This is a genomic window from Ancylobacter rudongensis (assembly GCF_900100155.1).
Taxonomy (GTDB): Bacteria; Pseudomonadota; Alphaproteobacteria; order Rhizobiales; family Xanthobacteraceae; genus Ancylobacter; species Ancylobacter rudongensis.
On sequence record NZ_FMTP01000004.1, the window covers coordinates 125,227 to 147,876 of the forward strand.

At 68.2% G+C, this 22,650-nt stretch carries 18 protein-coding genes; 12 read left to right on the forward strand and 6 right to left on the reverse strand.

Annotated features, from left to right (window positions below):
* Positions 1 to 3 precede the first annotated feature (3 nt).
* The 5 genes from BLO63_RS11790 (at position 4) to BLO63_RS11810 (ending at position 5,112) form a co-directional block, all read left to right on the forward strand.
* Complete coding sequence (locus BLO63_RS11790; protein ID WP_091440629.1) at positions 4 to 660, forward strand: GNAT family N-acetyltransferase; 657 nt, start codon at positions 4 to 6, stop codon at positions 658 to 660.
* 166 nt (positions 661 to 826) lie between these two features.
* The gene (locus tag BLO63_RS11795; RefSeq protein WP_091440631.1) at positions 827 to 1,306 is read left to right on the forward strand and encodes a (2Fe-2S)-binding protein; all 480 of its coding nucleotides are present in this window, start codon (positions 827 to 829) and stop codon (positions 1,304 to 1,306) included.
* A 175-nt stretch (positions 1,307 to 1,481) separates the two neighbouring features.
* The gene (gene bfr, locus BLO63_RS11800; protein WP_091440634.1) at positions 1,482 to 1,958 is read left to right on the forward strand and encodes a bacterioferritin; all 477 of its coding nucleotides are present in this window, start codon (positions 1,482 to 1,484) and stop codon (positions 1,956 to 1,958) included.
* A gap of 279 nt (positions 1,959 to 2,237) precedes the next feature.
* Positions 2,238 to 3,287: an extracellular solute-binding protein gene (locus tag BLO63_RS11805; protein WP_091440636.1), complete on the forward strand. Its 1,050-nt coding sequence runs from the start codon at positions 2,238 to 2,240 to the stop codon at positions 3,285 to 3,287.
* Positions 3,288 to 3,447: 160 nt separating this feature from the next.
* Complete coding sequence (locus BLO63_RS11810; RefSeq protein WP_091440638.1) at positions 3,448 to 5,112, forward strand: ABC transporter permease; 1,665 nt, start codon at positions 3,448 to 3,450, stop codon at positions 5,110 to 5,112.
* A gap of 4 nt (positions 5,113 to 5,116) precedes the next feature.
* Here the strand turns inward: BLO63_RS11810 and BLO63_RS11815 are convergent, their stop codons facing one another.
* Entirely contained in the window at positions 5,117 to 7,099 is a 1,983-nt protein-coding gene (locus BLO63_RS11815) for an acetoacetate--CoA ligase (protein WP_091440641.1), read from the reverse strand.
* Between the two features lie 225 nt (positions 7,100 to 7,324).
* Between BLO63_RS11815 and BLO63_RS11820 the strand changes: the two genes are divergently transcribed.
* On the forward strand, positions 7,325 to 9,298 hold the full coding sequence (locus BLO63_RS11820; RefSeq protein ID WP_091440643.1) for an AsmA family protein: 1,974 nt from the start codon (positions 7,325 to 7,327) through the stop codon (positions 9,296 to 9,298).
* Between the two features lie 5 nt (positions 9,299 to 9,303).
* Here the strand turns inward: BLO63_RS11820 and BLO63_RS11825 are convergent, their stop codons facing one another.
* On the reverse strand, positions 9,304 to 12,015 hold the full coding sequence (locus tag BLO63_RS11825; protein WP_091441414.1) for a PAS domain-containing sensor histidine kinase: 2,712 nt from the start codon (positions 12,013 to 12,015) through the stop codon (positions 9,304 to 9,306).
* A gap of 316 nt (positions 12,016 to 12,331) precedes the next feature.
* Between BLO63_RS11825 and BLO63_RS11830 the strand changes: the two genes are divergently transcribed.
* The 4 genes from BLO63_RS11830 to groL all read left to right on the forward strand — a co-directional run bounded on the left by BLO63_RS11830 (position 12,332) and on the right by groL (position 15,682).
* On the forward strand, positions 12,332 to 12,706 hold the full coding sequence (locus BLO63_RS11830; protein ID WP_091440646.1) for a phasin family protein: 375 nt from the start codon (positions 12,332 to 12,334) through the stop codon (positions 12,704 to 12,706).
* 240 nt (positions 12,707 to 12,946) lie between these two features.
* Positions 12,947 to 13,456 carry a phasin gene (locus BLO63_RS11835; protein ID WP_091440648.1) on the forward strand — a complete coding sequence of 170 codons (510 nt, stop codon included), beginning with the start codon at positions 12,947 to 12,949 and terminating at the stop codon, positions 13,454 to 13,456.
* 242 nt (positions 13,457 to 13,698) lie between these two features.
* Positions 13,699 to 13,995 carry a co-chaperone GroES gene (locus tag BLO63_RS11840; RefSeq protein ID WP_018389796.1) on the forward strand — a complete coding sequence of 99 codons (297 nt, stop codon included), beginning with the start codon at positions 13,699 to 13,701 and terminating at the stop codon, positions 13,993 to 13,995.
* A 46-nt stretch (positions 13,996 to 14,041) separates the two neighbouring features.
* A complete protein-coding gene (gene groL, locus BLO63_RS11845) occupies positions 14,042 to 15,682 on the forward strand; it encodes a chaperonin GroEL (protein WP_091440651.1) in 1,641 nt (546 codons plus the stop codon).
* A 274-nt stretch (positions 15,683 to 15,956) separates the two neighbouring features.
* Here the strand turns inward: groL and BLO63_RS11850 are convergent, their stop codons facing one another.
* Complete coding sequence (locus tag BLO63_RS11850) at positions 15,957 to 16,580, reverse strand: MarC family protein (RefSeq protein ID WP_091440653.1); 624 nt, start codon at positions 16,578 to 16,580, stop codon at positions 15,957 to 15,959.
* 153 nt (positions 16,581 to 16,733) lie between these two features.
* On the opposite strand from BLO63_RS11850, the gene BLO63_RS11855 reads away from it, so the two are divergent.
* Positions 16,734 to 17,369 carry a ribonuclease HII gene (locus tag BLO63_RS11855; protein WP_091440655.1) on the forward strand — a complete coding sequence of 212 codons (636 nt, stop codon included), beginning with the start codon at positions 16,734 to 16,736 and terminating at the stop codon, positions 17,367 to 17,369.
* Between the two features lie 23 nt (positions 17,370 to 17,392).
* On the opposite strand, the gene cydB is transcribed toward BLO63_RS11855, so the two are convergent.
* The 3 genes from cydB to BLO63_RS11870 all read right to left on the reverse strand — a co-directional run bounded on the left by cydB (position 17,393) and on the right by BLO63_RS11870 (position 20,864).
* The gene (cydB, locus tag BLO63_RS11860) at positions 17,393 to 18,415 is read right to left on the reverse strand and encodes a cytochrome d ubiquinol oxidase subunit II (RefSeq protein ID WP_280138057.1); all 1,023 of its coding nucleotides are present in this window, start codon (positions 18,413 to 18,415) and stop codon (positions 17,393 to 17,395) included.
* Positions 18,416 to 18,417: 2 nt separating this feature from the next.
* Positions 18,418 to 19,827, reverse strand: coding sequence for a cytochrome ubiquinol oxidase subunit I (locus tag BLO63_RS11865; protein ID WP_091440659.1), 1,410 nt, complete (start codon positions 19,825 to 19,827; stop codon positions 18,418 to 18,420).
* A 134-nt stretch (positions 19,828 to 19,961) separates the two neighbouring features.
* Complete coding sequence (locus BLO63_RS11870; RefSeq protein ID WP_091440662.1) at positions 19,962 to 20,864, reverse strand: uracil-DNA glycosylase; 903 nt, start codon at positions 20,862 to 20,864, stop codon at positions 19,962 to 19,964.
* 113 nt (positions 20,865 to 20,977) lie between these two features.
* Here BLO63_RS11870 and BLO63_RS11875 point away from each other — a divergent pair, with 113 nt between their 5' ends.
* Positions 20,978 to 22,648, forward strand: coding sequence for an electron transfer flavoprotein-ubiquinone oxidoreductase (locus BLO63_RS11875; protein ID WP_091440663.1), 1,671 nt, complete (start codon positions 20,978 to 20,980; stop codon positions 22,646 to 22,648).
* Positions 22,649 to 22,650 lie beyond the last annotated feature (2 nt).

The window sequence follows — 22,650 nt, forward strand, 5'->3', positions numbered from 1 at the left end:
CACATGGCCCTGTTTCGCACCGTTTCCTGGCATGAGCCGCCCATGCTCGTCGAGGGTGAGACGGTGCTGCTGCGCCTGCCGCAAATGGCGGACTTCGCCGCCTGGTCGGCCCTGCGCGAGCAGAGCCGGGATTTCCTTACCCCGTGGGAGCCGACCTGGCCGCCCTATGACCTCACGCGCGGCTCGTTCCGGCGGCGGATGCGCCGCTATGCCCGCGATGTGCGCGAGGACGCGGCCTATCCGTTCCTGGTGATCCGCCGCGCCGACCGGGCGCTGCTGGGCGGCGTGTCGCTGTCCAATATCCGCCGGGGCGTGACCCAGACCGCGAGCCTCGGCTACTGGATGGGCGCCCCCTACGCCGGCAAGGGCTATATGGGCGCGGCGGTCCGCACCCTGCTGCCCTTCGCCCATGGCGCGCTCGGCCTGCGCCGGATCGAGGCCGCGTGCCTGCCGGGCAACGCGCCCTCCATGCGGCTGCTGGAAGGCAGCGGCTTCCGGCGCGAGGGCTATGGCCGGCAGTATCTCTGCATCAACGGCACCTGGCAGGACCATGTGCTCTTTGCCCGGCTGGCCGGCGACCCCATCGCCCGGGCGGAGGGTTTCGAGACCGCCAGTTTGGTGCCGTTCAAAAGTGCAGATGAGTTGAGCGGTAACGTCTAATCTGGAATCTCTCAAATCTGAGCGAACGAAGACTAGTCGATCACCTCACATGATCGGCAGATTGACATTTGCCAATTGACGGCCCGCCGGAATAGCGCGAAAAGAGAAGACAAAGGCGATATTTAGAATAATTCTAAATGCCTTAAAGCTTCGGTTTCGCGTCGCGATGATCGTGTGTTCGTGCAATGTGCTTTCCGATCGTCAGATCCGCAGCGCGGTGACGGAGACGCCGGCGCCTGTCCGCACGGTGGGGCAGGTCTATCGTTGCCTTGGCTGCAGCGCCCAGTGCGGGCGTTGCGCGCGCACAATCCGCAAGCTGCTCGACGACGTGAATGCCAGCGCCTGCTCGATCTGCCCGCTGGACTGCCCGGTATCGGCGCAGGCGCCCGGCCAGCCGGCGCAGCCGCACGCCGAACACAGCCATGCCGGGCATAGTCATGCCGGGCACAATCACGTTGGGCATCGTCACGCCGAACATGGCCATTCGGCGCCTGCCCATACCGGACATGCTCATGCGGGACATACCCATGGCGAGCAGGGGCATGCCCCCAGCAACGGCCGGCACACCCGCACCCCGCGCCGGCTCGTGACCGTCGACCACGCCCGGTCCCCGCATCTGGCCGGCCATGCCGTGGCCGCCGAGTAGGTCGCCCTTCGCCTCTCTCCCCTATGCCTTATGCCGCTGACAGCCGCGCCTTGTGCCGCGTCGAACCCGGGTGAAAAACCCGTGCGCGCGCCCGGCGACGCGCGATAATGGGTTGCCTATTCCTTAGAAGTTTTCTAAACAGGAGCCACTATCTCGCAGCAGGAGAGGCGGCGCCATGAAGGGCGATTCAAAGGTCATCGACTATCTCAACCGCGGCGTCCGCTCGGAGCTCACCGCGATCAACCAGTACTGGCTGCATTACCGCATGCTGGACAACTGGGGCTACAAGAAGCTGGCCGCCAAGTGGCGCGCCGAGTCGATCGAGGAAATGCAGCACGCTGATCGCTTCATCGATCGCATCCTGTTCCTCGAAGGCCTGCCGAACCTGCAGGTGCTCGACCCGCTGCGCATCGGCCAGGACATCAAGGAAGTGATCGAGTGCGATCTCGCCGCCGAGATCGAGGCGCGCGCGCTCTACCAGGAAGCCGCGACCTATGCCGAGACGGTGCAGGACTATCCCAGCCGGGACCTGTTCAAAGAGCTGATGAAGGACGAGGAAGGCCATATCGACTTCCTTGAAACCCAGCTCGACCTGATCGCCAATCTGGGCATCCAGCTCTACGCCCAGCACCATATTGGCGGCCTCGACTGAGGTTTTCGGCGTCATCGCCAGGGTTTAGCGGGGGCCGGTCGCAAGACCGGCCTTCGGCATTCAGGGGCACTGCTTTTCGCGTCCCCACCGGGGCACGACGCAGTTTACCTCGCGGCGTCAAACCCTTCCGCCATAGTTTTTGATTAGACTTATTCCAAGCTATTGACTTCACTTAGCTTTTCGTTGACCCACCGGCCCCCGTCAGCTACCGCCTGCGACAGACGTAACGTCAACCATGCGATCGCCAGTTGACCGGCGATCCGCACGCAGGAGACGCCGATGACTGCCCGCACGCTCACCCCGTTCACCCGCCGCCTGGCTCTCGGAGGCTTCATCGCCGCCAGCCTGGCGCTGGCGCCGATCGCCGCGTCCGCCGAAGAGGTCGTCAACATCTACACGACCCGCGAGCCGGGCCTGGCCAAGCCGCTGTTCGACGCCTTTACCGAGAAGACCGGCGTCAAGGTGAACAGCGTGTTCGTGAAGGACGGCCTCGCCGAGCGCGTGAAGGCCGAGGGCGAGGCCTCCCCCGCCGACGTGCTGATGACGGTGGATGTCGGCGCGCTGCTCGACCTCGTCGACCAGGGCGTGACCCAGCCGGTGACATCCGACGTGCTGGACAAGGCCATCCCCGCCAATCTGCGCGGCGCCAATGGCGACTGGTTCGCGCTCTCCGCCCGCGCCCGCGTCGCCTACACCTCGAAGGACCGGGTGAAGGACACGGCGATCACCTATGAGAGCTTCGCCGACCCGAAGTGGAAGGGCGAGGTCTGCATCCGCTCGGGCAAGCACCCCTACAACACCGCGCTGATCGCCGCCTATATCGTCCATCACGGCGAGGCCAAGGCCGAGGAATGGCTGAAGGGCGTGAAGGCGAACCTTGCCCGCAAGGCCGCCGGCGGCGACCGTGAAGTGGCGCGCGACATTCTCGGCGACATCTGCGACATCGGCCTCGCCAATTCCTACTATGTCGGGCTGATGCGCTCCGGCAAGGGCGGCCCCGAGCAGGAAGAATGGGCCAAGGCGATCAATGTCGTGCTGCCGACCTTCGAGAATGGCGGCACCCATGTGAACATTTCCGGCGCCAGCGTCGCCAAGAACGCCCCGAACAAGGGCAATGCCGTCAAGCTGCTGGAATATCTCGTGTCTCCCGAGGCGCAGGCGCTCTACGCCAAGGGCAATTACGAGTACCCCGTGGTGCCCGGCGCGCCGGTCGACCCGATCATCGCGGCCTTCGGCCCGCTGAAGGTGGACAATGTCGACCTGGTCGCGGTCGCCAAGGCCCGCAAGGCGGCGGCGAACCTCGCCGACAAGGTCGGCTTCGACAACTGATCCCGCGCCGGCCGCGTCACCGAGACGATTGGCCGGCGCTGAGGGCAGCGCCGGCCAGCCTCCCTGAAGAACGCCTGGCTGACGCTGAGGACAGCGCCGGCCAAGCTTCACCGACATGATTGGGTCCCGGGGTGGTTGCCGCCCCGGGACATTTGGCAAGATGAGCCTGGTTCTTTCCCATCGCCCGCGCCGCGCCCCTGTTACCGGCTCCCGTCTCGTGCGGGCGGCGGCGGGGGCGGTCGTGCTTCTGGTGCTGCTGCCGCTGCTGGCGCTGTCCTGGACCGCGCTGCAGGGCTCGGGCGATTTGTGGCCGCACCTCATCGCCAATGTCATTCCTCACGCTCTGTTCGAGACCACGCTGCTGGTGCTCGGCGTCGGCGCGTTCGTCGCCGTCATCGGCACCGGCACCGCCTGGCTGGTGGCGGTGTGCCGCTTTCCCGGGCGGGGCGTGTTCGAGTGGGCGCTGCTGCTGCCGCTCGCCATCCCAACCTATATCCAGGCCTTCGTCTATGTCGACGCGGTGCATCCGCTGGGGCCGATCCCGACGCTGATCCGCACCAGCTTCGACCTGCGCCCGCGCGACCTCTGGCTGCCGGAGGTGCGCTCGCTGCCCGGCTGCATCGTGCTGCTTGGGCTGGTGCTCTACCCCTATGTCTACCTCTCCGCCCGCGCCGCCTTTCTGGTGCAGACCGCTTCCGTGCTCGACGCCGCCCGCACGCTGGGGGCGGGGGCGGGGGAGGCGTTCTTCCGCATCGCCTTGCCGCTCGCCCGCCCGGCGATCGCGGTGGGGGTGACGCTGGCGCTGATGGAGACGGTGAACGACATCGGCGCCTCCGAATTCCTCGGCGTGCAGACGCTGACCCTGTCGATCTATTCCACCTGGCTGAACCGCTCCAGCCTGCCGGGCGCGGCGCAGATCGCGCTGTGCATGCTGGCGCTGATGTTCGCGCTGGTCATGCTGGAGCGCTGGGGCCGGCGCCACCAGCGGACCGGCAATATCGGCGACCGCGCCCGCCCGCCGGCGCGGCGCCCGCTCTCAGCCGGGGCCGGCGCGCTTGCCTTCCTCGCCTGCCTGCTGCCGGTGCTGCTCGGCTTCGTGCTGCCGGCCGGCCATCTCGCCCATGCGGCATGGAAGCGGATCTCCTTCCATGGCGTTTCCGAGACCATTCTCGTGGAGACGGCGAACACCGCCTTCTTCGCCGCGCTCGGCACCGTGCTCGCCTTGCTGCTCGGCTTCGCCGTGGTGGTGGCGCTGCGCACCGGGGCGCTGCGCTCCGGGCTGGCGCTGCGACTTGCGAGCCTGGGCTATGCCGTGCCCGGCACCGTGCTGGCGGTCGGTCTGCTGGTGCCGCTGGCCGGCTTCGACAATCTCGTCTCCGGCCTCGCCGAGCGCTTTGCCGGCGTCTCCACCGGATTGCTGCTGTCCGGCTCCGGCGCGGCGCTCATCATCGCCTATGTCATCCGCTTCCTCGCCATCCCCATTGGCGGGCTGGAGGCCGGCTATGGCAAGGTCGGCACCACGCTCGACATGGCGGCGCGCAGCCTTGGCGAGACGCCGGGCGGGGTGGTGCGCCTCGTCCATCTGCCGATGCTGCGGCCGGCGCTGGGCGGCGCGGCACTGTTGGTGTTCGTCGACTGCATGAAGGAACTGCCGGCGACGCTGATGCTGCGGCCACTGAACTTCGAGACGCTGGCCAGCCATGTCTATGCCGAGGCCGCGCGCGGCACCTATGAGGACGGCGCGTTGGCGGCGCTGCTCATCGTGCTGGTGGGGCTGGTGCCGGTGATCCTGCTGGCGCGGCTCTCCCGGCCCCGGCAGGGGTGAGGCTTCACTCCGCCAGTTCGGGCCGGTTGCGGAACAGCTCCAGCGATTCCGGGTTGGCCAGCGCCTCGGTGTTCTTTACCGGGCGGCCATGCACCACGTCGCGCACGGCGAGTTCGGTGATCTTGCCCGAGCGGGTGCGCGGAATGTCCGTGACCGCAAGGATGCGGGCCGGCACATGGCGCGGGCTCGCCCCGGTGCGGATCTGGGTGCGGATGCGCTTGTCGAGCTCGGCGTCCAGCACCGCGCCCTCGCGCAGCCGCACGAACAGCACCACCCGCACATCATTGTCCCAGTCCTGGCCGATGGCGATGGCCTCGACGATCTCCGGGATCTGCTCGGCCTGGGCGTAGATCTCGGCGGTGCCGATGCGCACGCCTTGCGGGTTCAGCGTCGCGTCGGAGCGGCCATGGATGATGAGCCCGCCATGGGTGGTCCATTCGGCGAAGTCGCCATGGCACCAGACATTGGGGAAACGCTCGAAATAGGCGGCGTGGTACTTCGCGCCCTTCGGGTCGTTCCAGAACATGACCGGCATGCAGGGGAAGGGTTTTGTGCAGACAAGCTCGCCGCGCTCGCCGGTGACGGGCGTGCCCTCGTCCGACCATACCTCCATCGCCATGCCGAGGCCCGCCGCCTGGATCTCGCCCTTGTAGACCGGCGCGGTGGGGTCACCGAGCACGAAGCAGGAGACGATATCGGTGCCGCCGGAGATCGAGGCGAGGTGCAGGTCCGGCTTGATCGCCTCATAGACGAAAGCAAAGCTCTCCGGCGCCAGCGGCGAGCCGGTGGAGGTCATCGCCTTCAGTGCCGACAGATCATGCGTCTCGCCCGGGCGCACGCCCTCCTTGCGCAGCTGGTCGATATATTTGGCCGAGGTGCCGAACAGGGCGAAGCGCTCCTGCGCCGCATAGTCCCAGAGCACGGAGGCGTTGGGGGCGAAGGGCGAGCCGTCATAGAGGCAGAGGGTGAGCCCGCTGGCGAGGCCGCTCACCAGCCAGTTCCACATCATCCAGCCGCAGGTGGTGAAGTAGAATAGCCGGTCGCCGGGCACGAGATCGCAGTGCAGCCGGTGCTCCTTGATGTGCTGGAGCAGCGTGCCGCCGGCCCCGTGCACGATGCATTTCGGTGCGCCCGTGGTGCCGGACGAGAACAGGATGAACAGCGGGTGGTTGAAGGGCAGCCGCTCGAAGCTGAGCGGGGCGGGGGAATGGGGGGCTAGGAAGGCCTCCAGCGTCACGCCGTTCGGCAGGCTCTTCGCCACCTCTTCCGCCTGGCCGAGATAGGGCACGATCAGCGTCGTCGTCGCGCTTGGCATCTGCGGCACGGCGGCCCGAAGCTTCTCCGCGATCGAGACCGGCTTGCCATTGTACCAGTAGCCGTCGCAGGCGACATAGACCTTGGGCTCGATCTGGCCGAAGCGGTCGAGAATGCCGCGCTCGCCGAAATCCGGCGAGCAGGAGGAGAACACCGCGCCGAGCGAGGACGCGGCGAGCATCACGGCGATGGTCTCGGGCAGGTTCGGCATGGTGGCGGCCACCCGGTCGCCGACGCCGACGCCGGCGGCGCGGAGCGCCTGCTGCAGGCGCGAGACGAGATCGGTGAGTTCGCCGAAGCTCACCTGCCGCTCCACCTTGTCCTCGCCGCGAAACACCAGCGCCACGCTGGCGCGGTCACGGGGGCGGAGCAGATTCTCGGCATAGTTCAGCCGGGCCTCGGGGAAGAAGCGGGCGCCCGGCATGCGATCGCCGTCGACCAAAGAGGGGCCGCTGCGGGTGCCGATCACCTCGCCCAGCTCCCACACCGCCTCCCAGAAGGCAGCGGGGTGGGCGATGGACCAGGCATGCAGCGCGCGATAATCGGCCAGCGCGGTGCCGTGGCGGGCGTTCACCCGGGCGATGAAGGCGGTGATCTGGCTATGGGCCACACGTTCGGGGCTCGGCGTCCACAATGGCGCCTGACCCGTGGTTGCAAAGCCTGCCTCTGCCATGCCGTCCTCCCCTTCGGTTCACGCGCCGTTGCCGCGCGCTTCGCATTGCAGCATTCATAGCGCCGGGCGGAACGCCTGTCAGGCCATCAAACAGACACAGAGCGCCAACATGGTGCGGCAACCTTGGTACGGCACCCGCGCGCGACCCGTACCTGTATGAGCGCGGCCCTTGCTTGCGCGGCTTCGCTCCGATGCGGTAGCGAGGGCGGGGAGCATGACGACACAATGAAGAAGTTCATTCCATTCCTCCTCGTGCCGCTGGCACTGGCGCTGGTGGCCGGCGTGCTGGCGCCCAAGCTCGCCTCCGAGGAGACGCTGCGGGCCGAGGCGCGGGCGATGATCGCCGCCGCCACCGGGGCCGAGCCGACGCTCGACGGGCCGGTTTCCTTCGCCGTGCTGCCCTGGCCCTCGCTCTCGATCGGCGGGGTGAGCCTGGAAGACCCCCGCGCCCGGCTCGACGTGCCCACGGTGCGGGTGGTGCTCGATGTGCTGCCGCTGCTGGCCGGGCGCGTGCGCGCCGACCATATCGAACTCACCGATCCCAAGCTGGTTCTGGTCGATCCGGGCGACGGGCTGGCGGCGCTCAGTGGCTTCATCGCCGCTCTCGGCACGGCCGAATCGCGCGGCGATCTCATCGTCACCCATGGCAGCGTCGGCATCGCCCGCGGCGATACGGTCGACATTCTGGTGCCGCAGGCGGACCTGACCATTGGCTGGCGCGGCGGAGCCAGCGTCGAGGTGGCCGGCAGGGCGGTGTGGCGCGGCGAAGCGGTGGAGATCGACGGCCGTCTTGGCGGCCTGCGGGCGCTGGCGGTCGGCGAGGTGGGCGGTCTCACCTTGTCGCTGACCGCCCCGCTGGCGAACGCCTCCTTTACCGGCGGGGCGCGGCTGGCGGGCGGGCCGGTCGTCTCCGGCGAGCTGAAGGTCGAGGCCGGGCAACTGCGCGAGGCGCTGGCCTGGCTGGGGATGGACGCGCCGACCGCGGGCGGCTTCGGCCCCTTCGAGCTGCGGGCCATGGCGCTTGTCTCGGCGCAGGGCGCCCAGCTCAACCAGGCGCGGCTCGATCTCGACGGCAATTCCGGCATCGGCGCCTTCAATCTGCGCATCGATGGCGCGCGCCCGATGCTGCAGGGCTCGCTGGCGAGCGAGACCATCGACCTGTCGCCCTATGGCGAACTGAACCTCTCCAGCCCCCGGCAGGGCGGCTGGAGCCGCGAGGCCATCGATCTCGGCCCGACCCAGGCGCTGGATGTCGAACTGCGCCTCTCCGCCGGGCGAGTTCGTCTCGGCGGCGCCGATCTGCAGCGTATGGCCGCCAGCGCCACCGCCAAGGGCGGGCGGCTCTCGCTCACCATCGGCGAGGCCGAGGCCTGGGGCGGGCTGTTCCGCGCCTCGGTCCAGCTCTCGCCGCGGCCGGCCGAGCCGGGGGTGAATGTGCGGGTCGACCTTTCCGCCGACGATGTGGCGCTGGGCCCGGCGCTGGGCGAGCTGTTCCGCTTCCAGCGCCTTGAAGGCACCGGCTCGTTCCGGCTGTCGGCGATGGGCGGCGGCAGCAGCATCATGGACATTGCGGAGGGGCTCGGCGGGGCCTTCACCCTTACCGGCAGCCAGGGTGGGTTGGTCGGCATCGATGTCGGGCGTATCCTGGCGCGGCTGGAGAAGCGCCCGCTCTCCGGCGGCGATCTGCGCGGCGGGCGCACCCCCTTCGCCGATATCGTCGTCGATGCGCGCATTGACGGCGGCATCGTCAAGCTCGACCGGCTCGATCTCTCCAGCGACACGCTGCATGTGGCACTGGCCGGGGAAAGCCCGGTCGCCTCGCGCGCGCTCGATCTCTCCGGGGTTGCCCAGCTGGTGCGCGCGGTGCCGGCCTCGGCCACCAGGGCGGAGGTGAGCACTGCCGTGACCGGCGCGGAGACGATGGATTCCGCGCCTGACGCCGCCGCCCCGGCCGCGGCCGGCGTGGTGGCGAGCCTCGCCGCAGGCGCGCCCTCGACCGTAGCGCCGAATGGCGCCGCAGCCCAGGCCGCGCTTAAGCCGTCGCCTTCCGTGGCTTTCGCGCTGCCCTTCATCGTGCGCGGCGACTGGCAGCGCCCGATCCTGCTGCCCGACCCGCAGGCACTGATCCGTCGCTCCGGCGCCGGCCGGGCCCTGCTTGGCCCTTCAGAAAAGCTCGACGTCTCCGCCCCGGCGCCCTGAGGCCGCTACTCCGCCAGCACCCGTGTCGAGGGGAAGATGATCTCGACGATGGTGCCGACATCCACCGCGCTGCGGATGTTGAAGGCGGCGCGGTTGGCTTCGGCCAGCGCCTTGGTCAGCGGCAGGCCGAGGCCCGTGCCGCCGGAGCCGGCGCGGGCGGAGGTGGTGATCTGGCGGAACGGCTCCATGGCGACGATCACGTCGGATTCCGACATGCCGACCCCGGTGTCGCGCACCCGCAGCACCACCTCGCCCTCCTCGGTCAGCGTCGTCGACAGGATCACCTGCCCGCCGGGCTGGGTGAACTTGATCGAGTTGGAGACGAGGTTGAGCACGATCTGCCGGATCGAGCGCGTATCGGCCACCACGGGGGGCAGGTCGGTGGCGAGCGAGGAGCGGATGATGATGCGCTCGCGGTTCGCCTGCGGCTGCATGATGCCCATGCATTGCTGCACCACCTCGTTCAGCGAGACGCTGGTGAAGGCGAGGTCGAGCTTGCCGGCCTCGATCTTCGACAGGTCGAGCAGGTCGTTGATCAGCGAGATGAGGTGTTCGCCGGAGGCGTGGATGTCGCGCAGATAGTCGCGGTAGCGCTGGTTCTCCACCTGCCCGAAGCGCTCCTCCATCATCACTTCGGAGAAGCCGATAATGGCGTTGAGCGGGGTGCGGATCTCGTGGCTGATCTTGGCAAGGAAGTCGGACTTGGCGAGGTTGGCGCGCTCGGCGAGCCGCTTGGCCTCGATCAGCTCTTCCTCGGCGCGCTTCCACTGGGTGATGTCGCGCAGCACGGCGCAGAATTTGGTGGGGTCGTCGCCGACCCGGCCCACGGTCATGAACAGGGGGATCAGCCCGCCCTCGCGCACGCGCCCGATCACCTCGCGCCCGTCATTGAGCACGCTGGCGACGCCGTTGGAGGCGAGGCCGTCGAGATAGTCCACCGCCGCGCGGTGGCTTTCCGGCGCCAGCAGCAAAGTGAAGGATTCGCCCTTCACCTCGCCGGCATTGAAGCCGAACAGCGCCTCGGCCGGGTGGTTCATCGACAGCACGGTGCCGGCGGCGTCGATCAGCACCACGCCGTCGGTGGCGGTATCGAGAATGGCGCGCAATTCGCGGCTGGAACTTTCCGCCTCGCGCAGGGCCAGCTCGGCCTGGCGCAGGCGCTCGTCGGCCGCCCGCTCATCGGCCGCGCGGGCGTCGGCGAGCGCGGCGGCGTCACTGTCGGCGGCAGCGAGGGCGGTGGCGCGGTGCAGCACATAGAGCATCGCCGGGCCGCCCTCCCAGGGGGAGGACATCAGCCGCGCCTCGACGCGGATCGGCGCGCCATCGGCGCCGAGGATGGTCAGCGGCACATCCTCGCCCGTTGCCGCCGGGCCGGTATCGAACAGCGAGGGCAGGCCGCCCGCCGCTTCCAGCGCGGCGAGGTCGGCATGGCCGGTCCACTCCAGCAAAGCGCGGTTGGCGTAGAGCAGCCGGTCGCCGCGAAAGGCGATGAGGCCGAGCGGCAGGCGGTCCAGCACCGGGCGCTCGCCATCCGACAGCACGCGGCGCAGGCCGGTGGCCTCAGCGGTGGGAGCGTCCTCGTTCGCGGCGCCGTCGCCCGCATCGGTGGTCGGGTTCAGGTTCGCATTGTCCTGCGCCACCGGGGGCGTGGATGTCTCGGTCGCGGGGGCGCTTGGCGGCGAAGGCTCGGGCGTCGCCTCCTGCGCCGGCTCGACAAGGTCGTCGACCCCTTCCAGCCGCGCGCCGAGCGCGCGGGCGATCTCGCGGAAGGCATTGCGCTCGCCGGTCGACAGCCCTTCCCAGGACGAGCGGACATTGTCGCGCCCGGCCTCGGAACTGCCGGTGCGCAGCGGCACGACATTGGCGGGGGATGGCACGAGGCTCAGCGTCACCCGCACCGGCGGGGTGAGGTCGGGCGCCGGCGGCGCGGGCGCGGTGACGGGCGGCAGGGGCGCCTCGGCCGGCGGGTTTTCGGGAACCTGCATCGTCGCGCGCGGCGGCAGTGCCGGGGGCGAAGCGGGCGGCAGGGCGGGCGCGTCGGCGCAGACCTCCAGCGGCCGGCGGCCCTTGACCAGTCCGAAGCCGCGCATGCCGTCGCCGCGAATGGGCGCGCCGCCGAGCTCGATGTCGAGGCCATCGCCGCGCCCAGTGGGCAGGTGTACCGCCAGATGGGTGAAGCTGGCGCCTTCCATCACCGCCCGGTGGGCGTCGGGCGCGCCGAGCGCCCGCCAGTCGAGACCGGCGAGGTCCTCCGGTGCGCGCGCCAGCGCGGCGGCAAGGCGCGGGTCGATGCGGTTCAGCCGGGCATCGGGGCCGGTGCTCCAGGTGAAGCGGGCAGGGGCCGGGGCGGCGGGCGTCATCGAGGGGGTCGCAGGGGGCGCCGCCGGCTGGGCGGGCACCGCGTCGAGCCCCACCAGCAGCAGCGCCCGCGCGCCACCGGCTGTGAGCATAGAGCAGGCGAAAGTGGCGGGGGTCAGCGCGCCGGGCAGGCGCAGCCGCTCCAGCCGCGCCGGGCGGCTGGGGCGCAGCGTGACGGCAAGGCGCGGCGCGAGGGCTTTGAGCGTCGCCGCGTCGAGCACTGCGCGACCGGCTTCATTGGCGGCGATCGGCGTTCCGTCGGCCTGGACGAGCACGGCCGGCGCCGCCCCGGCGAGCGCGGTCGCCGCCTGAGCACGCAGGTTCTGCGTCGCCGAAGTGCCGAAATCGTCGGTGTTCATGGTCGCCTGAATGATCCCGCCGGTGCGAACCGGATGCCGGCGCCGGCCCGGAAAGACCTGCCGCCGCATTCCAACAATAGTGCGGGCCGACACCGCTTGCCATGCGCCGGGGCCTCTGTCGCGCCAGCTTCACCTTTTCCGGTTAATTGGTTGCCACCGATCCCGGTTAACCAAACGCAACCAGGCGCGCGGCGCGCGCCTGAATTCCATTGCGTTTTGCCGGATGCCCCCTACTTTAGACGTAGGCATCAGGCCGGATAGAAGTGCCTTACGTTGCGTCTAGACTCCCACATCGTCATCCGGAGGAGTTTTCGCCATGGCCGACAATCCGAAACTCGACGTTCCCCCCGAACTCCGCGCCATCGCCGAGCAGGGCGTGGGACAGGCACGCGCGGCCATCGACGGCTTCCTCACCGCCGCGCACAAGGCGCTCGACGACGCCAGCCGAAAGGTCGATGCGGCGCATGGCAATGCCCGCGACATCGGCCGCACCACGCTGGATTTCGCCGAAGCCAATATCGCCGCCGGGTTTGATTTCGCCTCGCGCCTCGCCAAGGCGACGACAGTGGACGAATGGACACGGCTGCACGCCGACTATGTGAAGGAGCAGGCCGCCCGGCTGACCGAGCAGGCCAAGGCGATTGGCCAGCACGCCAGCGCGGCCTCGCCCTTCGCCAAGGGCGATAAATAGCCGGCGCACGGGCGCGCGGAGGCGTTGCGATCCGGCGCGTCGGCAAAAAAAGTCGAAAAAATCGCGGTTCCGGGCTTGTTGTGCATTGCAATATTATGCTGCAATGCACAATTATAGCGTACCAGACGAGGCAGAGGGTCGGGTTTCACTCTGACAGCGCCTTTGCCGGTCAGGGCGGTGCCGCCAGCGCGGAGCGGTCGCCGCACGCCTGAATCCGCCGCGATTGCGAGGAGATACCCCATGGTTGACGCTACCCCGATCACCCCGTCCCCGAAAAAGGCCGCCAAGGCCGCCACCTCGGCTTTCGAGGCCGCGATGCCCAAGTTCGAGATGCCGAAATTCGACATGGCGGCCGGCGTGGAAGTGCCTGCCGTCGTGCGGGAACTGGCCGAGAAGAGCGTGCAGAACGCGCGCGACACCTATGAGAAGCTCAAGGCCAACGCCGAAGAAACCACCGACCTGCTCGAAGACACCTATTCCACCGCCTCGCGCGGCCTCACCGAGTACAACACGGTGGCGCTCGAGTCGCTGCGCACCAATGTGAACGCCGCCTTCGACTATATGGGCGCGCTGTTCGGCGCCAAGAGCGTCTCGGAAGCGGTGGAGCTTTCCACCGGCCATATGCGCAAGCAGTTCGACGTGCTCTCGGCCCAGGCCAAGGAACTGTCCAGCCTGGCCCAGAAGGTCGCCGCCGACACCGCCGAGCCGATCAAGGCCTCGGTCGAGAAGACCATCAAGAAGTCGGCCTGATCGCGGCTTCGCCTGCTATCAAACACCCGGTTCGCGCTCTGCGCGGGCCGGGTTTTTTGCGTCCGGCGATCCCGTCCGCCTTCGTGACACAATGTGACGGTTTCTTCCCGCCCGGCCCGCTTGACTCACCTCGGCACCGTTCCTATCTCGGCAGCGAGTTTGGCACTCACCCCCGAAGAGTGCTACTACGCTTCTCACCCAGCGCCAGTACGGCGCGCGATAGGAAGACCGAGGATCTACCGATGGCCAAGCTGAAGTTCCGCCCCCTGCACGACCGCATCGTGGTGAAGCGCCTCGACGCCGAAGAGAAGACGGCGGGCGGCATCATCATCCCCGACAGCGCCAAGGAAAAGCCCTCGCAGGGCGAAGTGCTCTCCGTCGGCCCGGGCGCCCGCGACGAGGCCGGCAAGCTGGTCCCGCTCGACGTGAAGGCCGGCGACAAGGTGCTGTTCGGCAAGTGGTCGGGCACCGAGGTCAAGATCGACGGTCAGGACCTCCTGATCATGAAGGAATCGGACGTCATGGGCATCGTCGGCTGAGCCGACCTTATCCTTCCCGACATACTGAATTTCAGGAGTAGGCCAGATGGCTGCCAAAGACGTTAAATTTGCCGGCGATGCCCGCGAGCGGATGCTGCGCGGCGTCGACATTCTCGCCAATGCGGTGAAGGTCACGCTCGGCCCCAAGGGCCGCAACGTCGTGATCGAGAAGAGCTTCGGCGCTCCGCGCATCACCAAGGACGGCGTCACCGTCGCCAAGGAAATCGAGCTTGAGGACAAGTTCGAAAATCTCGGCGCCCAGCTCGTGCGCGAAGTCGCCTCCAAGACCAACGACCTCGCCGGCGACGGCACCACCACCGCCACCGTGCTCGCCCAGTCGATCGTCCGCGAGGGCGCCAAGTTCGTCGCCGCCGGCATGAACCCGATGGACCTGAAGCGCGGCGTCGACCTCGCGGTCGCCGAGGCGATCAAGGATATCGAGAAGCGCGCCAAGAAGGTGAAGAACACCGACGAAGTCGCGCAGGTCGGCACCATCTCCGCCAATGGCGATGCCTCGATCGGCGAGATGATCGCCGGTGCGATGCAGCGCGTCGGCAATGAGGGTGTGATCACCGTCGAGGAAGCCAAGACCGCCGAGACCGAGCTCGACGTGGTCGAGGGCATGCAGTTCGACCGTGGCTATCTCTCGCCCTACTTCATCACCAATGCCGAGAAGATGACGGTGGATCTCGAAGATCCCTACATGCTCATCTTCGACAAGAAGCTCTCCGGTCTGCAGGCGATCCTGCCGGTGCTCGAAGCCGTGGTGCAGTCGGGCAAGCCGCTGCTGATCGTCGCCGAGGACGTCGAGGGCGAGGCCCTGGCCACGCTCGTCGTCAACAAGCTGCGCGGTGGCCTGAAGGTTGCGGCCGTCAAGGCTCCGGGCTTCGGCGATCGCCGCAAGGCCATGCTGGAAGACATCGCCATCCTCACCGGCGGCCAGGTCATCTCCGAAGAGCTCGGCATCAAGCTGGAGAGCGTCAATCTCACCATGCTCGGCCGCGCCAAGAAGGTGATCATCGAGAAGGAAAAGACCACCGTCATCGATGGCGCTGGCAAGAAGAAGGACATTGAGGGCCGCGTCGCGCAGATCAAGGCGCAGATCGAGGAAACCTCTTCCGACTATGACCGCGAGAAGCTGCAGGAGCGCCTGGCCAAGCTCGCCGGCGGCGTCGCGGTGATCCGCGTCGGCGGCGCGACCGAAGTCGAGGTCAAGGAAAAGAAGGACCGCGTCGACGACGCGCTCAACGCCACCCGCGCGGCTGTGCAGGAAGGCATCGTCCCCGGCGGCGGCATCGCCCTTCTGCGCGCCAAGAAGGCCGTGGAGAAGCTGACCTCCGACAACCCGGACATCCAGGCCGGCATCAAGATCGTGCTGCGCGCGCTTGAGGCTCCGATCCGCCAGATCGCCGAGAATTCTGGCGTCGAGGGCTCGATCGTGGTCGGCAAGGTGCTGGAATCGAAGGACCCGAACTTCGGCTTCAACGCCCAGACCGAGCAGTTCGTCGACATGATCGCCTCCGGCATCGTCGACCCGGCCAAGGTCGTGCGCACCGCCCTGCAGGACGCGGCCTCGGTCGCCGGCCTGCTGATCACCACCGAAGCGATGATCGCCGATGCGCCCAAGCGCGACGGCGGCGCCCCCTCCATGCCCGGCGGCGGCGGCATGGGCGGCATGGACTTCTGAGGAAGTCCATCTGGTTTCCAGGCACCGAAGTCGGCAATAGCCGACTTCGGGAGGCGGCATGGACTTCTTCAGTGGTCCATTCGCCCCTGTGGGCTTCAATGGAAAAAAGGGCGCGGCGCAAGCCGCGCCCTTTTTGTTGGCGCCATTCGATGGGATGCCTCTCTGCACCGTCAGCGTGCTTGGCGCGGCCTTCCATGCGCAAGCGGCACTGTCGCAAAGCAATAGACGGCCGGGCCCGGTCCGGGCCTGACGTTGTGAAGGGAATTGATAGCCCTCAGATCGGCGGCAGCTTGAGCCAGTCGGCGGCGGCGCTCAGGATGAGATCGACCGCCAGCGCGGCGAGGATCATGCCCATCACCCGGCTAATGATGGAGGCGCCGCCACGCCCGATCAGCTGCCCCAGGCGGCCGGCCGCCAGCATGATGAGGAGCGTCGCCAGCAGCACCAGGCTGAACGTGACGATAGTCATGATCCGCTCGGGAAAATCATGCCGCGCCGTGTCGGTCAGCACCACCGCCGCCAGCATGGCGCCCGGGCTGGCGATGGAGGGAATGGCCAGCGGATAGATGGCGATCTCGATCGGATTCAGCTCGGCCGGCGCGTGCGGGTCGCCGTGGCTCTTGCCGTGGATCATAGTGAGCGCGAACAGGAACAGCACGATGCCGCCAGCGATCTGGAACGACTCGATCGACACATCCATCGACCGCAGCAGCCAGTGCCCCGCCATGGCGAAGAACACCAGCACGCCGAAGGAGACGAGAGTCGAGATCAGCGCCGCCTTGGTGCGGTCCGCCGCGCTGAGCCCGGCCGTCACCGCCAGGAAGACCGGAAGCGTGCCCAGCGGGTCGATGACCACCCAGAGGGTGACGAATTCCTGAATGCGTTCCGACCAGTTCATGATCCGCTCGTTTGGTTGCCGGGCCTTCTAGGCGCATTCGCCCGCGGGCGGACGGTAATGTTGCATGCCTGCCGCCCGCTCGGCATGGTGCGGCGAGGGCTCCGACGCGAATCACGTCGGACTTGCGCCGATTTCTATGAGAGACCTTCCATCATGGCCGAGCCACGACAGAAGCCGGATTTTTCGCGGGAGTATGAGGCGCACCGCGCGGGCGAGGTGCCGGTGGCGGGTGTCGACGAGGTGGGTCGCGGCCCGTGGGCCGGGCCGGTGGTCGCCTGCGCCGTGGTGCTGGATCCTGCGCGCGTGCCTGTGGGGCTCGACGATTCCAAGCGCCTCTCTGCCGCCCAGCGCGAAAGGCTGTTCGAGGAAATCTGCGCCAGTGCCGATGTCTCGCTGGCCTTCGCGCCGCCGCTCCGCATCGATGGCCATAACATCCGCCAGGCGACGCTGTGGGCCCTGGCGCGGGCTGTGGCGGGCCTCGCCTGCACCCCGCGGCTGGTGTTGGTGGATGGCAATGACCTGCCGCCCGTGCCCTGCGCCGCGCGCACCATTATTGGCGGCGACGGGCTGGTGGCGTCCATTGCGGCAGCGTCCATCGTCGCCAAGGTGACGCGCGATCGGCTGATGGGCGCGCTCGGGGCCGCGCATCCCGGCTATGGCTTCGAGCGGCACATGGGCTATGGCACGCCGGAGCACCAGCAGGCGCTGGCGGCGCTCGGCGTGTGCCGCCACCACCGCACCTCCTTTGCCCCCATCCGAACCCGCCTCGCGGAGACGCCAACGGCCTGACCTGGACCGGCGCGGCGGCGGGCTCAGTGGTAGCCCTCACCCTCGCGCACCTTGCCGCGGAACAGCCAGTAGACGAAGGCGATGTAACCGAGGATCACCGGCAGCATGAAGATGGTGCCGATGAGCATGAACACCTGGCTTGCCGGGGCGGCGGCGGTTTCCCACACGGTGAGGGTCGGCGGCACCAGATAGGGGAAGATCGACACCCCGATGCCGAGATAGCCCAGCAGGAACAGCCCGATGACGCCGAAGAACGGCAGATTGTCGTGGCCCTTTTCCAGCCAGCGCCAGACATAATAGGACAGCGCCAGGGTGAGCAGCGGCACCGGCGCGAGATAGAACAGGTTCGGCGTGGTGAACCAGCGCTCGGCGATGCGGGGGAAGGCCAGCGGCGTCCACAGGCTGATAATGGCCATGAACACCAGCACCACTGGCAGCAGCATCTTGGCCCGCGCACGCGAGCGGATGGCGGCGGCGCCCTCGGTCTTCATGACCAGCCAGACGCTGCCGATCAGCGCATAGCCCGCCACCACGGCAACGCCGCAGACCAGGGCGAAGGGGGTGAGCCAGTCGAGCGGGCCGCCGGCGAAGGCGTTGTTCTCGACCTTGATCCCCTGCACGAAGCCGCCCAGCAGCACGCCCTGGAAGAAGGCCGCCAGGGTCGAGCCGCCGGCGAAGGCGATGTTCCACAGGAACCGGCTGGTGTCGGCGACATGGCGGAACTCGAAGGCGACGCCCCGGAACACCAGCGCCAGCAGCATGAAGATGACCGGCAGGTAGAGCGCCGGCATGACGATCGAATAGGCGAGCGGGAAGGCGACCAGCAGGCCGCCGCCGCCCAGCACCAGCCAGGTCTCGTTGCCGTCCCAGAACGGGGCGACCGAGCTCATCATCTGGTCCTTCTCCACATCGCTGGCGGCGAAGGGGAAAAGGATGCCCATGCCGAGGTCGAAGCCGTCCAGCACCACATACATGGCGATGGCGACGGCGAGCAGCAGCGACCAGATGACGGGCAGATACCATTCCATGCCGGAGCCGACGAACATGCTCATTCCCCCGGGTTGTTGATGGCCGCGCGCGTCGCCTTGTGCGCCGAGGCGAGCGGACGGGTCGGCACGCCCACCGGCGGCTCGACGGCTGCGCCTTCGGGGCCCTTCGCGATCAGCCGGTTGATGTAGTAGATGCCGCCGGAGAACACGATGCCGTAGACGAAGACGAACAGCGCCAGCGTGGTCGCCACCGCCCAGCCGTCGACCGGCGAGATCGCGTCCGCCGTGCGCAGGATGCCATAGGCGACCCAGGGCTGGCGGCCGACCTCGGTGACGAACCAGCCGGACAGGATGGTGACGAAGCCGATCGGCCAGATGTGCTGCAGCGGCGCGAGGTACCAGTCGGTCTCGAACAGCCGGCGACGCCAGAGCAGGAACACGCCGAGCCAGCCGACCAGAATCATCAGGATGCCGAGCCCGACCATGACGCGGAAGGCAAAGAACGGCACCGCGACCGGCGGACGGTCGGCGCGGGGGAATTCCTTCAGCCCCTTGATGGTGTCGGTCCAGCTATGGGTCAGGATGAGGCTGCCCAGATGCGGGATGGCGATCTGGTAGTCGTTGCGCTCCGTCTCGTCATTGGGAAGGGCGAACAGCACCAGCGGCACGCCGGTGGCGCCGGGCTCGTTCTCCCAATGCGCCTCGATGGCGGCGATCTTGGCCGGCTGGTGCTTCAGCGTGTTCAGCCCGTGCGCGTCGCCGATGAAGGCCTGGAGCGGGGCGAGGATGGCGATGAGGCCAAGCGCCATGCGCATCATCGTCCGCCCGTCTTCCGGGTAGCGGCCGGAATAGACATAGCGCGCGCCCACGGCCAGCACGACGAAGGCGGTGGTGAGGTAGCAGGCCGTGACCATATGGGCGAGGCGGTAAGGGAAGCTGGGGTTGAAGATGACCGCCAGCCAGTCCACCGGATGGGCGACGCCATCGATGATCTCGTGGCCGGCCGGGGTCTGCATCCAGCTATTGGCGGAGAGAATCCAGAACGCCGACAGCGTGGTGCCGAGCGCGACCATGACGCAGGAGAAGACGTGCAGGCCGCGCGGCACCCGGTTCCAGCCGAACAGCATGATGCCGAGGAAGGTGGCTTCCAGGAAGAAGGCGGTCAGCACCTCATAGCCGATGAGCGGGCCGATGACATTGCCGACGACGCGGGAGAAATGGCTCCAATTGGTGCCGAACTGGTAGGACAGCACGATGCCGGAGACCACGCCCATGGCGAAGGACACGGCGAAAATCTTGGTCAGGAAGCGGGCGATGCGGTGGTAGCGCTCATGCCCGGTGCCGATCCACAGCAGCTCCAGCGTCGCGATATAGGCGGCGAGCCCGATGGTGAAGCTGGGAAAGATGATGTGGAAGGAAACGGTGAAGGCGAACTGGATGCGCGCCAACATTGCGGGATCGAATTCCATCGCTCAACCTCTGCCGTCACCGCCTGCGAGGGTGACGGGCGGCAGGGTAGGCCCATGCGCGCGTCAATGGAATGACTCAAATCAGACACCGGGTGGTCGAATTGTCCCGGTGGTCCGGCCCTGTCGGCGCGAGCCTATGTGCTGCCTCGCTTTTCACCGAGCCTGGCCTCGATGGCGAGCATGTCGCGCCAGGCCATGCGCTTGCCGAGCGGGGTGCGCAAGAGATAGGCGGGATGGAAGGTGGCCAGCGCCGGGATGACCCGGCTGCCGGTGTCGTACTCCACCCAGCGCCCGCGTGCCTTGGTGATTCCCTCGCGCAGGCCGAGCAGGGTCTGCGCCGAGGGACCGCCAAGACAGACGAGGAAATCGGGATTGGCCAGTTCGACCTGCCGGCGGATGAAGGGCAGGCAGATCGCGGTTTCCTGCGGCGTCGGCGTGCGGTTTCCCGGCGGGCGCCAGGGCACGACATTGGCGATGTAGGCACTCGTGCGGTCGATGCCGATCGCCGCCAGCATCCGGTCGAGCAACTGGCCCGAGCGGCCGACAAAGGGCTTGCCCTCAATGTCCTCGTCGCGCCCCGGCGCCTCGCCCACCAGCATCAGCCGGGCTGAGGGGTTGCCGTCGGCGAAGACCAACCGGGTGGCGGTGTGCTTGAGCGGGCAGCCCTCGAAGCTCTCCAGCAATGCCCGCAGCGCGTCGAGGTCCGGGGCGGAGGCGGCGGCCTCGCGCGCCTCCAGCGCCGCCACGTCAGGCGGCGGCGGGGAGGCGGGTGCGAGAATGGCGGGGGCTGGCGCCGGAGCGCGGCGGGCTGGCGGCGCGGGGGCAGCGGCGGCGCCTGCCGTGCGCGGCGGTTCCTGAGCCGCGAGGGGAGGGGCCGCGGCGCGCGCGGCCTGGCTCTCGGCGAAACGGTCGACCGGCTCCTCACCCAGCGCGACATCGACCCCCGCCTCCAGATGGAAGGCGAGAATGTCGGCAAGGGCGTCGCGGTCGCCCGCCCAGTCGTCGCCGTTGCCGCTGTCGCTAAGTGTCGAACTCATAAGGCGCATTCTTCCTGTCGGATGGCTGATCCTATCCGTCGCGGGGAGAGTTGTCAGGTCGGGGCAAGCGTGGAAGAAGTCCAATCAGTACCCTGCGGCAGCGGAGAGATGGAATGGACGCGGCGGAACTGCCAGCAGAACTACCTGAGCGCGAGGCGATGGAGTTCGACGTGGTGATCGTCGGCGCCGGTCCGGCCGGGCTCGCCGCCGCGATCCGGCTGAAGCAGCTCGACGAAAACATCTCGGTGGTGGTGGTCGAGAAGGGCTCGGAGGTCGGGGCGCATATCCTCTCCGGCGCGGTGGTCGATCCTTCCGGGCTCGACCTTCTGTTCCCCGATTGGCGCGAAGAGGCCGACCCGCCGCTGAAGACCCCCGTCACCGACGATCGTTTCTATTTCCTCGGCCCCGCCGGGGCGCTTCGGCTGCCCAACGCGCTGATGCCGCCGCTGATGAGCAATCACGGCGCCTATGTCGGCTCGCTCGGCAATGTCTGTCGCTGGCTGGCGGGCAAGGCGGAGGCGCTGGGCGTCGAGATCTATCCCGGGTTCGCCGCCGCCGAAGTGCTTTATGAGGATGGCGCGGTGGTGGGTGTCGCCACCGGCGACATGGGGATCGGCCGCGACGGCGCGATCACCGACCGCTTCACTCGCGGCATGGAACTGCGGGCCAAATACACGCTGTTCGCGGAAGGGGCGCGCGGCCAGCTCTCCAAGCAGCTGATCGCCCAGTATGGCCTCGATGCCGGGCGCGAGCCGCAGAAATACGGCATCGGCCTCAAAGAACTGTGGACCGTGCCGGCGGAAAAGCACCGGCCGGGGCTGGTGCAGCATTCCTTCGGCTGGCCGCTCGACAACGCCACCGGCGGCGGCTCCTTCCTCTACCATATGGAGGACCGGCAGGTGATGGTGGGCTTCGTGGTCCACCTCAACTACGCCAATCCCTGGCTCGCCCCGTTCGAGGAATTCCAGCGCTTCAAGACCCACCCGCTGGTGCGCGAGACGCTGGAAGGCGGCAAGCGGATTTCCTATGGCGCCCGTGCCATCACCGAGGGCGGCTACCAGTCGGTGCCCAAGCTCGTCTTCCCCGGCGGGGCGCTGATCGGCTGCGCCGCCGGCTTCGTCAATGTGCCGCGCATCAAGGGCAGCCACAACGCCGTGCATTCCGGCCTGCTCGCGGCCGAGGAGGTGGCGAAGGCGCTGGCCGTCGGGCGCCAGCACGATCAACTTACCGGCTACGAGGCCGGCTGGCGCGGCTCGGCGATCGGGCGCGATTTGTGGAAGGTGCGCAACGCCAAGCCGCTGTGGTCTAAGCTCGGCACCGCCATCGGCATCGCGCTGGGCGGGGTCGATATGTGGCTGAACACGCTGCTCGGCGTCTCGCCCTTCGGCACACTGGGGCACGGCAAGCCGGATTCGGCGACGCTGAAGCCGGCCGCGCAGGCAAAGCGCATCGACTACCCCAAGCCGGATGGCGTGGTGTCCTTCGACCGTCTGTCCTCGGTGTTCCTGTCCAACACCAATCATGAGGAAGACCAGCCGATCCACCTCAAGGTCGCCGACATGGCGCTGCAGAAGGCGTCGGAACTCGAGGTCTATGGCGGGCCGTCGGCGCGCTACTGCCCGGCCGGCGTCTATGAATGGGTGGAGGAGGGCGGCGCGCCGCGCTTCGTCATCAACGCGCAGAACTGCGTCCACTGCAAGACCTGCGATATCAAGGACCCGAACCGCAACATCACCTGGGTGGCACCGGAAGGCGGGGGCGGGCCGAACTACCCTAACATGTGAGG